We start from the raw sequence: 13,733 nt of genomic DNA on the forward strand, positions 1-13,733 counted from the left end.
ACCGCTCACGCGCACCTCGCCTCTCTCGGCCATCTCATCGACTCATGCAAAACGGCGGGTTTCGCCGGGGCCGTCCGGCAGGTTGCTGATGCAGCGGCCGCACAGGTCGGGATGCTCGCTGTACGACCCCACCTCCTCGCGATGGTGCCAGCAGCGCTCGCACTTGGTGTGGCCGCTCGCCGCCACCGCCACCCGCAGGCCGTCGAGCTCGGTGGCCTCGGCCTCGCCGCCGTCGGCGAGCGGTGCCAGGCGCACCTCGCTGGTCAGCATCACGAAGCGCAGCTCGTCGCCCAGCTTGGCCAGGGTCGCGCGCAGCCCGTCGTCGACGAACAGCGTCACCTCGGCGGCCAGGCTGCCCTTGATGGTCTTGGCGTTGCGGGCGTCCTCCAGGCACTTGTTCACCGCCTGCTTGACCTCGAGCACCTGCTCCCAGAAGTCGCGGCCCAGTTCGGCACCGTCCGCCAGGGTCGAGAGCCCCCCATAGTAGGTCTCGAGCAGCACGCTGTCGCCGCGCTTGCCGGGGATGTTCTCGAAGATCTCCTCGGCGGTGAACGAGAGGATCGGCGCCACCCAGCGCGACAGCGCCTCCACCACGTGATAGAGCGCGGTCTGGGCGCTGCGGCGCGCCACCGAGTCGGCCTGGGTGGTGTACTGGCGGTCCTTGATCACGTCCAGGTAGAAGCCGCCCAGCTCGCGGGCACAGAAGCCGTGCACCTGCTGGTAGACGTCGAGGAAGCGATAGTCGTCATAGGCCTTCTCGATGCGCGCCTGAAGCTGGGCGGCGCGGTCGACCACCCACTGGTCCAGCGCCAGCATCTCGTCGAAGGCCAGGGCGTCGCGCTCGGGCTCGAAACCGTGGAGGTTGGCGAGCAGGAAGCGTGAGGTGTTGCGGATGCGGCGGTAGACGTCGGCGGTGCGCTTGAGGATCTCGTCGGAGACCGCCATCTCGCCGGCGTAGTCGGTGGAGGCGACCCACAGGCGCAGGATATCGGCGCCGAGCTTGTCCATCACCTCCTGGGGGGCCACCACGTTGCCCACCGACTTGGACATCTTGCGGCCATGGGCGTCCACGGTGAAGCCGTGGGTCAGCAGGCCGCGATACGGCGGGTGGCCGTCGATGGCGCAGCCGGTCAGCAGCGAGGAGTGGAACCAGCCGCGGTGCTGGTCGGAGCCTTCCAGGTAGAGGTCGGCCCGCGGCCCCTGGTCATGGCCATGGGGGTGGGAGCCGCGCAGCACGTGGCGATGGGTGGTGCCGGAGTCGAACCAGACGTCCAGGGTGTCGGTGACCTTCTCAAAGTCGGCGGCCTCGTCGCCCAGCAGCTCGGCCGGGTCGAGACGGAACCAGGCGTCGATGCCCTCGGCCTCGACGCGCTGGGCGGCCTGCTCCATCAGCTCGACGGTGCGCGGATGCAGCTCGCCGGTCGCCTTGTGCAGGAAGAAGGGGATCGGCACGCCCCAGTTGCGCTGGCGCGAGATGCACCAGTCGGGGCGGTTGGCGATCATGGCGTGCAGGCGCGCCTGGCCCCAGGCCGGGGTGAAGCGGGTCGCCTCGATGCCCTCCAGCGCCTTCTCCCGCAGGGTCTTGCCGTCCTTGCCCTCGATGTCCATGCCCACGAACCACTGGGCGGTGGCCCGGTAGATCACCGGGGTCTTGTGGCGCCAGCAGTGCATGTAGCTGTGGGTGATGGTCTTGTGGGCCAGCAGCGCACCGACCTCACGCAGCTTGTCGACGATCTGCGGATTGGCCTTCCAGATCAGCTGGCCGCCGAAGTACGGGAGATCGTCGGCGTAGATGCCATCGCCCTGCACCGGACTCAGGATCTCGCTGAAGTCCATGCCGTGGGCGCGGCAGGTGACGAAGTCGTCGACGCCGTAGGCCGGGGCCGAGTGGACGATGCCGGTGCTGCCGACCTCGGACTCGACGTAGTCGGCCAGGTAGACCGGCGACAGGCGGTCATAGAGGGGGTGGCGAAAGGTGACGCCGTCGAGCCGCTCGCCGGTGGCGGTGGCGATGATCTCGCCCTCCAGCCCGAAGCGCTCGAGGCACGACTCCACCAGTTCCTCGGCCAGCACCAGCAGGCGTTCGCCGGCATCGACCAGGGCGTAGGTGAACTCGGGGTGGACGTTCAGCGCCTGGTTGGCGGGCACGGTCCAGGGGGTGGTGGTCCAGATGACGATGGCGGCCGGCTTGGGCAGCGCCTCCAGGCCGAAGGTGGCGGCCAGCCCGGCCTCGTCGGCGGCCGGGAAGGCCACGTCGATGGCATCGGACTGCTTGTCGGCATACTCGACCTCCGCCTCGGCCAGGGCCGAACCACAGTCGAAGCACCAGTTCACCGGCTTGAGCCCCTTGAATACATAGCCGCCCTCGACCATGTCGGCCAGGGCGCGGATCTCGCCGGCCTCGTTGGCGAAATCCATGGAGCGGTAGGGGTTGCCCCAGTCGCCGATCACCCCCAGGCGCACGAAGTCACTCAGCTGTTCCTGGATCTGCGCGCCGGCGTACTCGCGACACAGCGCGCGGGCCTGCTCGGCGGGCAGGTGCTTGCCGTGGGTGGTCTCGACCTTGTGCTCGATGGGCAGGCCGTGGCAGTCCCAGCCCGGCACGTAGGGGGCATCGAAGCCGGCCAGGTTCTTCGACTTGACGATGATGTCCTTGAGGATCTTGTTGACGGCGTGACCGATATGGATGCTGCCGTTGGCATAGGGAGGGCCGTCGTGCAGCACGAACAACTCCCGCCCCCGGCGCTCCTCGCGCAGGCGATGGTAGAGATCCAGCCTGTCCCACTGGGCCAGCCGCTCGGGCTCACGCTTGGGCAGCATGCCGCGCATGGGAAAGTCGGTTTCTGGCAGGTTCAGTGTGTGCTTGTAGTCGCTCATATCCTGGGGATCAGCCGTCGTCGTGGTCGGCGGGCAGGCCCGCCGAGGAATCGGAAGTCACGGCCTCGCGCGCCAGCGGCGCCGATGCCAGAGGAAGGGTGTCGTCCGCCGTGTACCCGCCGGTACCGGCGGCGCGTTCGAGAAAGTACCCCCGCGCGCGCCGCTGGTCGGCGCCGATCTGGCGCTTGAGGGCGTCGAAATCGTCGAACTTCACCTCGCCGCGCAGCTTGGCGCAGGGGAAGACCGTCAGCCGCTGGCCGTAGAGGTCGCCATCGAAATCGAACAGGTGCACCTCCAGCACGGGGCGCCGACTGCCCAGGGTGGGGCGCCAGCCGATGTTGCCCACGCCGGGCAGGCGGCGGCCGTCGGGCAGCTCGCAGATCACCGCGTAGACGCCCTGCAGCGCCAGTGGCCTGGGCGGCTGGGGCAGGTTGGCGGTGGGCACGCCGATGGTGCGGCCGAGCTGCTGGTCGGGCACTACCCGGCCGCCCAGTCGGTAGGGGCGCCCCAGCATGCGCGCCGCGCCGGAGAAGTTGCCGCTGGCCAGCAGGGTGCGCACCCGGGTGCTGGAGACGCGCTCGTCGTCGAGGGTGAAGGTGCGGGTGTGCTCGACGCTGAAGCCCCGCCGCTCGCCCACCTCGGTGAGCAGGTGGAAGTCGCCGCGGCGGTCGCAGCCGAAGCGGAAGTCGTCGCCCACCACCAGATGGCGCACGCCCAGGCCATCGACCAGCACCCGGTCGATGAACTCCTCGGCGGTCAGGCTGCGCAGGGCGTCGTTGAACGGCAGGCAGAGGATGCGCTCGACGCCGGCCTCGACCAGCAGGCGCACCTTCTCGCGCAGCCGGGTCAACCGTGGCGGGGCCTGGTCGCCGGCGAAGAACTCGCGGGGCTGGGGTTCGAAGACCACCACGGCGACCGGCAGGCCGAGCGCGGCGGCCTGTTCGCGACACTGGTCGAGGATCGCCTGGTGGCCGCGGTGCACCCCATCGAAATTGCCGATGGTGGCCACGCAGCCGCGGTGCTCCTCGCGCAGATTGTGCAGTCCTCGAATCACTCGCATGGGAATCGCCACGGGCCCCGTAGAGGTTTGAACATGTAAAGTGCTGGATTATACCGGACAGCCGCCCCCTTGACAGCCGGCCCGGCTTGGTCCTTGGCGCGCAAGGGCTCAGGGAGCGCGCGGATAGCCGTTGGCATCGAGCGCCAGGGCCTCGAAGCCGAAGCCATAGGGGCCGAGGGCCTCGACCTCCAGGCGCCAGCGATTGTCGCGGCCGAAACGCACGGCCTGCATCATGCCGGCCAGGTCCAGGCGCCAGACGCCCTCCTCGCGAATGAAGAAGTACGGCGGGCAGCGGCGCTCGGCCAGGGGGGCGAGCAGCACGACGCGCCGGCCGTCGGCGGCGGTCAGCTCACGGGCGACCGGGCAGGTCGCCAGGCTACGTGCCATGTTGTCCATCTGCGCCGGGGTCATCACCCAGTCGGCCAGCATGCGTCGCGTCTCGCGGCCGTAGATCGCCAGCTCGGGGTTGTCGTTGCGCTGCTGCATGGCACGGCGATAGGCCGCCAGCACATCGCGCGGCGCGGCACCCTCGCCGACCGCCACCTGTGCCTCGCCGGGAGCCGCGGCCCCCTCCCCCAGGCGCGCCGGCATCCGCGCCCCGGCCCCCCCACTGCCCGCGAGGGCCGGCAGCACCTCGCCCTCGGCCGCCTCGGCCTGCGTCACGATCAGCTCCGTACTGGCCAGGATGCCGTCGGCCACCCGGCCCACGGCGAAGAACTCGGTCATCTGGCGCGCCTCGAGGTAGGCGACGAAGGCATCGACGAAGACCGCCTCCAGCCCGTGCCCCACCTCGAGGCGCACCTCGTTGGCCGCCACGTCCAGCACCAGCAGCAGGCCCCGGCCGGCGCCCCCGTTCGCGCCCAGGTCGTGGCGGCGGAAATAGTCGACGGCGAAGCGGTCCAGGTCGCCGAGCTCGCGCCCGATCACCACCCGGTAGTCGATGCCGTGATCGGCCCGCAGCAGCGCATGGTGGTCACCCAGGCGCGCTCGCTCGGCATCCGCCAGCAGCCCGACCCGATCCTCCACCAGTTCGGGCGTCCGCGGCCACCAGGGCGAGCCGAGCAGCACCAGCGCCGCCAGCCCCAGGCTCCCCCACCAGGGGAAGCGCCACCCACGCCCGGCCAGCAGCAGCGCCAGGATCAACAGCCCGGCCCCGACCACCGGCTCGACGGCCACGGCTAGAACTCCACCGCGAAGGGCTCGGTGGCGGCAGGGCTCGCCTCGAAGTAGTCTCGCGACCGCAGCCCCATCGGCTCGGCGACCCAGCGGCCCACGAAACCGCGCAGGCCGGCGTTGTACTCCCGCACCGCCTCGTTGTAGCGCATGCGCGCCACATTGAGGCGATTCTCGCTGCCTTCGAGCTGCGCCTGGAAACGCAGGAACTGGTCGCCGGAGCGCAGTTCGGGGTGCTCGCCGGCATGCCGCATCAGCCGGCCGAGATCCTGCGACAGGGCCGCATCCAGCCCGGCGATCCGGGAGGTCTCGATCTCGCGGGTCTCCCCCAGCGCCTCGCTCAACGCCTCGGCACGCTCCCGGACCAGGCGCACCAGGGTCTCGCTCTCGTGCGTCATGTATTCCTGCAGGCTGCGCACCAGGTTGGGCACCAGGTCGGCGCGCCGCTGCAGGTTGCTCTCGACATCGGCCCAGGCCGCTGCCACACGCTCCTCGCTGGCAACCAGGCGATTATGGGTCAGCCAGGGCACGCTGATCAGCCCCACCCCCAGCAGCACGATGATCAGCAGCCGCACGACCCCACCATCGACCCTGCGCTTCCCGTTCCCTGCGTCCATGCCGGCCTCTCCCGATCTTTGCGATGTACCATCCCATGATAGTAGCGTCGGCCGACGCCGCCTGCAGGAGCTCCTAGCCCTTCATCCGGAAATGCCGGACCCGCACGCCGAACGCCGCCAGCCAGGCAAAATAGACCGCCGCGCCGGCCACCACCAGCGCCGCCAGCCACTGCACCCGGGCCCAGACGCCCCAGCCCAGCCACTGCTGCCAGTCGGGTGCGAGCCACGCGAGGCCCACCCCCATCACCGTACAGCCACCCAGCAGTTGCACGGCGTAGCGCCCCCAGCCGGGCTGGAACACCAGCACGCCCTCCTTCTTCAGCAACCAGCCCAGCAGGCCGGCGTTGAGGAAGGCCGAGAGCGCCGTGGCCAGGGCCAGGCCGGCGTGGGCCAGCGGCCAGATCAGGATCAGGTTGAGCACCATGTTGGCGACCATGGCGATGATGCCGATCTTCACCGGGGTCCTGGTGTTCTGGCGGGCGAAGAAGCCCGGCGCCAGCACCTTGATCAGCATGAAGGCGACCAGGCCCAGCGAATAGGCACGCAGGCTCATGGCCGCCATGGCGATGTCGCGCTCGGTCATGGCGCCATAGTGGAACAGCGAGATCAGTAGCGGCTCGGCGAGCACCGCCAGGGCCAGCGCCGCGGGGAGCCCCAGCAGCAGCACGGCACGGATCGCCCAGTCGAGCATGGCGGCGAAGTGCTCACCGGACTGCTCGGCATGGCGCTTGGAGAGCGCCGGCAGGATCACGGTACCGATGGCGATGCCGAACACCCCCAGCGGCAGCTCCACCAGGCGGTCGGAGTAGTAGAGCCAGGAGACGCTGCCCGGCGCCAGCAGCGAGGCCAGCACGGTGTCCAGCAGCAGGTTGATCTGGGAGACCGAGACGCCGAACAGCGCCGGTGCCATCAACACCAGGATGCGCCTCACCCCGCTGTGGGCGAAATCGGGCCAGGGCCTCGGCATCAGCCCCAGCCGCACCAGGAAGGGCACCTGGAAGGCGAGCTGGGCGCCCCCCGCGATCAGCACCCCCCAGGCCAGCGCCATGGCCGGCTCGTCCATCAAGGGCGTGAGCAGCAGCGCCGCCCCGATCAGCGAGAGGTTGAGCAGCACCGGGGTGAAGGCCGGCACCGCGAAGCGGTTCCAGGTGTTGAGCACGCTGCCGGCGAAGGCGGTCAGCGAGACCAGCAGCAGGTAGGGGAAGGTCAGCTGCAGCATGTCGGCGGTGAGCGCCAGCTTGGCCGGGTCGCGGCCGAAGCCGGGGGCGAAGACCCATACCAGCCAGGGCGCCGCCAGCATGAAGACGGCGGTGATCAGCACCAGCACCGCGGCGAGACTGCCGGCCACCGCATCGAGCAGTTCGCGCACCTCGCGCTTGCTGCCGCGGGTGGCGTACTCCGAGAGCACCGGCACGAAGGCCTGGTTGAAGGCCCCCTCGGCGAACAGGCGACGCATGAAGTTGGGGATCTTGAAGGCGACGAAGAAGGCGTCGGCGCCGCTGCCGGCACCGAACAGGGTCGCCACCACCACGTCGCGCATCAGCCCCATGACCCGCGAGAGCAGGGTCATGACGCTGACCACCAGCCCCGAGCGCATCAGGCCACCGCCCTTGGGCGCCACCACGCGGTCGTCGTCGGCCGGCACGACGGGCGTGTCGCGGGCCGGGGCGGGGGGCTGTCGATCCTGTTCGCGGTCGCTCACGGCTCTCTTCCTTGGGAGACCTCGGGGTAACGGGCACAAAAAAACCGGCCACAGCCGGTTTTTCTGTTCAAGTGCCTATCCGGCCGAAAGAATCATCCTGCATCCGGAGGGAGCAGACGAGTCTCAGGCAGCCAGGGCCTTGATACGCTTGTTCAGGCGGCTCTTCAGGCGCGCGGCCTTCTTCTTGGAGAGCACGTCCTTGTCGGCGATGCGATCGATGACCGGCTGCGCCTTCTGGAAGGCGGTCATGGCCTCGGCATGGTCACCACCGTTGATGGCCTTGATGACGCGCTTGATGTAGGTGCGCACCATGGAGCGCTGGCTCGCCTTCAGGACACGACGATCTTCCGCCTGACGGGCGCGCTTGCGGGCTTGCTTGCTGTTTGCCACTGAACTGTCTCCTTGGAGATTCTGTCGCCGCCGGATTCTTGACGGCTTCGATAACGTATTGATCCGGCAGGAAGGGTTGAGCCTTTCCGCCGGCTTGGCCATCTGGCCGACCGCTTGACATCAGCGATCGCTCACGGGCCGTGTCTGAGAGGATGGCGCATCCTACCACAGCCCGTGATGCGCTTGCTATAGTTGCTGCCTCCTCACAGGCCTGCCGGCGGATCAGCCCCGAGCTGGTAGGGCCATCTGCTAAAGCACCACCAGGTTGTCGCGATGGATCAGCTCCGGCGCTTCCATGAAGCCGAGGATCTCCGCGATCTGGTGGCTCGGCTTGCCGAGGATCCGGCCGGCGTCCTCGGCGCCATAGTTGACCAGCCCCTTGGCGACCCGGTGCCCCTGCTCGTCGACACAGAGCACCATGTCGCCGCGGACGAAGCTGCCCGACACCGCCTTGACGCCGACCGCCAGCAGGCTGGAGCCGCGGCCACGCAACACCTTCACCGCGCCGGCGTCCAGGGTCAGGGTGCCGCGCACCTGCAGCTGGCCGGCCAGCCAGCGCTTGCGCGCCGCCATCGGGGCCTGCTCCGGGCTGAGCAGGGTGCCCAGCCGCTCACCCGCGGCCAGCCGAGTGAGCACCTCAGGCTGACGGCCGCTGGCGATGGCGGTATAGGCCCCGGAGCGCGCCGCGAGCCGCGCCGCCTGGACCTTGGTGGTCATGCCACCGCGCCCCAGGGCGCCGCCGCCCCCGGCCACCGCGGCCAGGCTCGGGTCGTCGGCGCGCCCCTCGCGGATCAGCCGGGCCACGGGGTCGTGGCGCGGGTCGGCATCGAACAGCCCCTCCTGGTCGGTGAGGATGACCAGGGCGTCGGCCTCCAGCAGGTTGGCCACCAGGGCGCCCAGGGTGTCGTTGTCGCCGAAGCGGATCTCGTCGGTGACCACGGTATCGTTCTCGTTGACCACCGGCACCACGCGCAGGCCGACCAGGGTGCGCAGCGCCGAGCGGGCATTGAGGTAACGCTTGCGATTGGAGAGGTCGTCGTGGGTCAGCAGCACCTGGGCGGTGAGCAGGCCGTGGCGGGCGAAGTGGTGCTCGTAGCACTGGGTCAGGCCGTTCTGGCCCACCGCCGCGGCGGCCTGGAGCTCGTGGACCGCCGAGGGCCGGGCCTGCCAGCCGAGACGCACCATGCCGGCGGCCACGGCGCCGGAGGAGACCAGCACCACCTCGACGCCGCGACGGTGCAGCTCGGCGATCTGGTCGACCCAGCCACCGATGGCCGCCTCGTCGAGGCCGCGGCCGTCGTTGGTCAGCAGCGCACTGCCGATCTTCACCACCACCCGGCGGGCGCCGCTCAGCGCCTCGCGACCCGCCACCTGCTCGATGCTTTCCATTCGCTCCTCAACCCAGACGTGATATCCGCTCGTCCGGAGCAGGAAGCGAGGTCGCCCCCATGGGGTCAGACCCCAGCCAAACTGCCCGGACCGTCATCGTGCACTTCGCCAGCGAATGGCGCCACCGCCGGGGTCTGACCCATAGGATGCACCAGCGCAGGCGACCGGCCACCGACTCCTCACGGCGCGTATTCGACCTCGACGTCGTAGTCATCATCATCGAAGTCGTCGTCGTCATCCTCGTCGTCCCGCTTGCGCCGGCGGCCCAGGCGCGCCTCGGTGCGGGCCACCGTCTCCTCTTCCATGCGGGTGCGCATCTCGCGGGCTCGCTCGGCGGCTTCCTCGTCCTCGTTCTCCAGCCGACGCTGCTCGGTGAGCCAGCGATGGGCGGCCTGGACCAGGGCGTCGGTGCCGTCACTGGAGATGGCGGAGATACGGAACACCGGCCCCTCCCAACCGAGGCGACGGACGATCTCGTCGACCCGCGCCTCGCGCGCCTCCGGAGGGAGCAGGTCGAGCTTGTTGATCACCAGCCAGCGAGGCAATTCGGCGAGCGCCGGCGAGAACTGACCCAGTTCGTGGGTGATCGCCTCGGCGGCCTCCACCGGGTCGGACTCGTCGAAGGGCGCCACGTCGACCACATGGAACAGCAGCCGGGTGCGGGTCAGGTGCTTGAGGAAGCGCAGCCCCAGGCCGGCGCCGTCGGAGGCGCCCTCGATCAGCCCCGGCACATCGGCCATCACGAAGTGCTCGTGGGTCCCGAGCTTCACCACGCCGAGGTTCGGCACCAGGGTGGTGAAGGGGTAGTTGGCGACCTTGGGCTTGGCCGCGGAGACGGCTCGGATCAGCGTCGACTTGCCGGCGTTGGGCATGCCCAGCAGGCCCACGTCGGCCATCACCTTCATCTCGAAGCGCAGGTTGCGACGCTCGCCCTCGGTGCCCGGCGTGGTGCGCCGCGGCGCGCGATTGGTCGACGACTTGAAGTGGATGTTGCCGAGCCCGCGACGACCGCCCTGGGCCACCAGCACCACCTGGCCGATCTCGGTGACGTCGGCGATCACCTCGAGGGTATCCTCGTCGATCACCGTGGTGCCCACCGGCACCTTGACGTGCAGGTCCTCGCCGGCCTTGCCGCTCATCTGCCGCCCCATGCCGGGCTGGCCGTTCTGGGCCTTGTAGAAGCGCTGGTACTTGAAGTCGATCAGGGTGTTGAGCGCATCGTCACCGATCAGGTAGACGCTGCCGCCATGCCCCCCGTCGCCCCCGTCGGGCCCCCCCTTGGGCACGTACTTCTCGCGGCGGAAGCTCAGGCAGCCGTTACCGCCATTGCCGGCTTCCACGATGATCGAGGCTTCGTCGACGAACTGCATCTGTCACTCTCCAGGCGGCAACCTGCCACCATGATACAAGAAGGCCCCGCCTGAGCGGGGCCTTCCTGCTGCAAATCCGCGCGCTCTCAGGCAGAGACGACGCTGACGAACTTGCGGTTCTTCGGACCCTTGGTCTCGAACTTGATCACGCCGTCGCTCAGGGCGAACAGGGTGTGATCGCGGCCGAGGCCGACGCCGGTGCCGGCGTGGAACTTGGTGCCGCGCTGACGCACGATGATGTTGCCGGCGGTTACCGCCTGGCCACCATAGAGCTTGACGCCAAGGCGTTTGGATTCGGAATCGCGGCCGTTACGTGTGGAGCCCGCTGCCTTCTTGTGAGCCATTGCAAATACCTCGCTCGTTCAGGGGAGTTGCCGCTTACGCGGAGATCCCGGTGATCTTGACTTCAGTGAACCACTGACGGTGGCCCTGACGCTTCATGTGATGCTTGCGGCGGCGGAACTTGATGATGGTCACCTTGTCGCCACGGCCGTGGGAGACGACCTCGGCGGCCACCTTGGCACCCTCGACCAGCGGCGCGCCGACCTTGACGTCGTCGCCATCGGCCACCAGCAGCACTTCGTCGAACTCGACGGCTTCGCCGGTCGGCACTTCCAGCTTCTCGAGCTTGAGGGTCTGGCCTTCCTGAACGCGGTACTGCTTGCCACCGCTCTTGATAACTGCGTACATGCTTCTCTCTCCGGAACTCATCCTGGGTTGGCTCTTCATCGACCTGCTTCGAGTGGCGCCCCTTCCGGCAGCCATCTGACAGGGAGCGTGATGAGTGGGCCGCGCATTATAACCATGCCCGTGACGCCATACAACCCGCCGGCCGCCTCGCCCCCCCCCCGACCGCTTCGCCTTGACGCCCCCATGGGGGGCCCATAGCATGGCCGACAACCCAAGGCCCCTCCTTTACTGTCGATTACGCCCACATGCCTGCCAACGCCTCGCCGCCCACCGTCGCCTCCGCCCCCTCGTCCATCCATACCGTGGTCGCCGAGGATTTCGCCGCCGTCGACCGCACCATCGTCGCCCAGCTCGCCTCGCGGATCCCGCTGGTCGAGACCATCGGCCAGTACATCATCCAGAGCGGCGGCAAGCGGTTGCGCCCGCTGCTGGTGCTGCTGGCCGCCCGCTCGCTGGGCTACCAGGGCGACAAGCACGTGACGCTCGCCACCCTGATCGAGTTCATGCACACCTCGACCCTGCTGCACGACGACGTGGTCGACGAGTCGCACCTGCGCCGCGGCAAGGCCACCGCCAACGACGCCTGGGGCAACGCACCGTCGGTGCTGGTGGGCGATTTCCTCTACTCCCGCTCCTTCCAGATGATGATCGGGGTGGGCTCCATGCGGATCATGGGTGTGCTGTCGGCGGCCACCTGCACCATCGCCGAGGGCGAGGTGCAGCAGCTCACCAACGTGGGCAACCCGGACACCGACGAGACCGCCTACTTCGAGACCATCCAGGGCAAGACGGCCATGCTGTTCGAGGCGGCCTCGCACAGCGGCGCCATCCTCGCCGACGCCACTCCCGAGCAGGAAACCGCGCTGCAGTACTACGGCCGTTACCTGGGGCTGGCCTTCCAGTTGATCGACGACCTGCTCGACTACCAGGGCGATGCCGAGGCCATGGGCAAGAACGTCGGCGACGACCTGGCCGAGGGCAAGCCGACCCTGCCGCTGATCCAGGCCATGGCCGCCGGCACCCCCGACCAGACCCGCCTGGTTCGCCAGGCGATCCGCGAGGGCGGTCTCAGCCGGCTCGACGAGGTGCTGGCCATCGTCCGCGAGACCGGCGCCCTGGACTACACCCGCGCCCGGGCCGAGGAGATGGCCGCCAAGGCCCTGGAACAGCTCGAGCGGCTGCCGGCCAGCACCTACCGCGACAGCATGGCCGACCTGGCCCGCATGGCGGTGGATCGCCAGGCCTGACAAGGGGCTACCCGGCTACCCACCGGGGGCTTGCACCCCCACCTCGTTTGCGTATAATGCGCTTCCGTCAGAGGGCGACGAGCCCCGCGATGAAAGATCGGAGTATAGCTCAGCTTGGTAGAGCGCTGCCTTCGGGAGGCAGAGGTCGTAGGTTCGAATCCTGCTACTCCGACCAGAATTTCAAGGCCTTGCGAGAAATCGCGAGGCCTTTTTCTTGTGCGCCACAGCCTGCCGGGCCATTCCGGCGAGAACGACGAGCCGGCCGATGCGTCGATAGCCTGCACCGATGGTCGCCATCGGGAGGGTCAAGGGGGCAGGGCCGGCGAAGCTGCGCCAGACTGTAGGCAGACGCCCAGGGAGGCGGCCCACTCGACCTTCGGAAGGCTTCATGCCGGGAGTACGCCATGCAACGACTCTCGCTGGACCGCGCGGTCCTGGAGGTGCGCGACCTCGATGCCATGCAGCGCTTCTGCGAGGAGGTCCTGCGCCTGCCACGCCTGGTACGCTCAGCCACCGGCGCCACCTTCGAACTGGGCAGGGACGCCGGCGGCAATGTCCAGGTGATGATGCTGATCGCCGCCGAGACGCCCAGCCCGCCGCGCCGGCTGACCCTGGAGGTCAGCGGCGAGGAGTTTCCCGCCACCTGCGCGCAACTGCTGGCCCACGGCGCCCGGCTCTTCGAGAGCGAGGGCAGCGCCGCCCGGGGCTGTGCCTGGCGGGTCCTGCACTGCCGGATGCCGGAGGGCCATCACCTGCAGGTCGTGGCCATCGACCCCAGCCGCTGCGCCCCGGACAGCCCGCAGTATGCCGAGCACGAGGGTACCTGACAGCCCTCGCCGAATCCTGTCGGTCGGACCGCCCTGCCTTACAGCCAGCCAGGTCGCCGGCGGCGCTCAGGCGGTATCGTCGTCGTCGTCGGCGAGTCGTCGCGCCAGGGCCTTGCGCGACCGGTTGCGCCGATACAGGCGCACCAGGGCGATCCACAGCGCGGCCGTGACCATTGCCGCCAGGGTCAGTCCCTGCCAGGGCCGGGCGGCATCGCCCATTACGGTCTCGAGGGTGATGATGAGGATGAACCCCAGCGCCTGGCTGGCAATGGCCAGGGCGCGCAGGGTGTCGAAGGCAGGCTTGGCCATGGATGCTCCCGCACGAGTATGAGTGACAGCCTCGCACGCTGGCAGTAGGCTAGCCGTCGAACTCGTCATTGTAACGCGCCTG

At 69.1% G+C, this 13,733-nt stretch carries 13 protein-coding genes and 1 tRNA gene; 3 read left to right on the plus strand and 11 right to left on the minus strand.

Going from position 1 to position 13,733, the window contains the following annotated elements; genetic code table 11:
• Positions 1–42: 42 nt before the first annotated feature.
• The 10 genes from ileS to rplU form a co-directional block, all read right to left on the minus strand.
• Complete coding sequence (gene ileS / locus CR157_RS20130; RefSeq protein ID WP_110285327.1) at positions 43–2,877, minus strand: isoleucine--tRNA ligase; 2,835 nt, start codon at positions 2,875–2,877, stop codon at positions 43–45.
• Positions 2,878–2,887: 10 nt separating this feature from the next.
• A complete protein-coding gene (gene ribF / locus CR157_RS20135) occupies positions 2,888–3,937 on the minus strand; it encodes a bifunctional riboflavin kinase/FAD synthetase (protein ID WP_110285328.1) in 1,050 nt (349 codons plus the stop codon).
• Between the two features lie 108 nt (positions 3,938–4,045).
• Positions 4,046–5,113 carry a TPM domain-containing protein gene (locus CR157_RS20140; RefSeq protein ID WP_110285329.1) on the minus strand — a complete coding sequence of 356 codons (1,068 nt, stop codon included), beginning with the start codon at positions 5,111–5,113 and terminating at the stop codon, positions 4,046–4,048.
• A gap of 2 nt (positions 5,114–5,115) precedes the next feature.
• Positions 5,116–5,727, minus strand: a complete 612-nt coding sequence (locus CR157_RS20145; RefSeq protein WP_110285330.1) for a LemA family protein — start codon at positions 5,725–5,727, stop codon at positions 5,116–5,118.
• A 73-nt stretch (positions 5,728–5,800) separates the two neighbouring features.
• Positions 5,801–7,324, minus strand: coding sequence for a murein biosynthesis integral membrane protein MurJ (murJ, locus tag CR157_RS20150; RefSeq protein WP_110285398.1), 1,524 nt, complete (start codon positions 7,322–7,324; stop codon positions 5,801–5,803).
• Between the two features lie 228 nt (positions 7,325–7,552).
• Positions 7,553–7,819 (minus strand): 30S ribosomal protein S20, encoded by a 267-nt coding sequence (gene rpsT, locus CR157_RS20155; RefSeq protein ID WP_110285331.1) that lies wholly within the window; start codon positions 7,817–7,819, stop codon positions 7,553–7,555.
• A gap of 249 nt (positions 7,820–8,068) precedes the next feature.
• Positions 8,069–9,208 carry a glutamate 5-kinase gene (gene proB, locus CR157_RS20160; RefSeq protein ID WP_110285332.1) on the minus strand — a complete coding sequence of 380 codons (1,140 nt, stop codon included), beginning with the start codon at positions 9,206–9,208 and terminating at the stop codon, positions 8,069–8,071.
• A 179-nt stretch (positions 9,209–9,387) separates the two neighbouring features.
• On the minus strand, positions 9,388–10,578 hold the full coding sequence (cgtA, locus tag CR157_RS20165; RefSeq protein ID WP_110285333.1) for an Obg family GTPase CgtA: 1,191 nt from the start codon (positions 10,576–10,578) through the stop codon (positions 9,388–9,390).
• An 86-nt stretch (positions 10,579–10,664) separates the two neighbouring features.
• Positions 10,665–10,922: a 50S ribosomal protein L27 gene (rpmA, locus tag CR157_RS20170; protein ID WP_110285334.1), complete on the minus strand. Its 258-nt coding sequence runs from the start codon at positions 10,920–10,922 to the stop codon at positions 10,665–10,667.
• Positions 10,923–10,956: 34 nt separating this feature from the next.
• Positions 10,957–11,268 (minus strand): 50S ribosomal protein L21, encoded by a 312-nt coding sequence (gene rplU, locus CR157_RS20175; RefSeq protein WP_110285335.1) that lies wholly within the window; start codon positions 11,266–11,268, stop codon positions 10,957–10,959.
• A 245-nt stretch (positions 11,269–11,513) separates the two neighbouring features.
• Here rplU and ispB point away from each other — a divergent pair, with 245 nt between their 5' ends.
• From ispB to CR157_RS20190, 3 genes are all read left to right on the plus strand, one after another.
• Complete coding sequence (gene ispB, locus CR157_RS20180; RefSeq protein ID WP_110285336.1) at positions 11,514–12,515, plus strand: octaprenyl diphosphate synthase; 1,002 nt, start codon at positions 11,514–11,516, stop codon at positions 12,513–12,515.
• Positions 12,516–12,613: 98 nt separating this feature from the next.
• A tRNA-Pro gene (locus CR157_RS20185) sits at positions 12,614–12,690 on the plus strand.
• A 229-nt stretch (positions 12,691–12,919) separates the two neighbouring features.
• On the plus strand, positions 12,920–13,342 hold the full coding sequence (locus tag CR157_RS20190) for a VOC family protein (protein ID WP_110285337.1): 423 nt from the start codon (positions 12,920–12,922) through the stop codon (positions 13,340–13,342).
• Positions 13,343–13,408: 66 nt separating this feature from the next.
• On the opposite strand, the gene CR157_RS20195 is transcribed toward CR157_RS20190, so the two are convergent.
• Entirely contained in the window at positions 13,409–13,651 is a 243-nt protein-coding gene (locus tag CR157_RS20195; RefSeq protein ID WP_110285338.1) for a hypothetical protein, read from the minus strand.
• Between the last annotated feature and the right edge of the window lie 82 nt (positions 13,652–13,733).

The sequence above is a fragment of the Halomonas sp. LBP4 genome, from assembly GCF_003202205.1.
Taxonomy (GTDB): domain Bacteria; phylum Pseudomonadota; class Gammaproteobacteria; order Pseudomonadales; family Halomonadaceae; genus Halomonas; species Halomonas flagellata.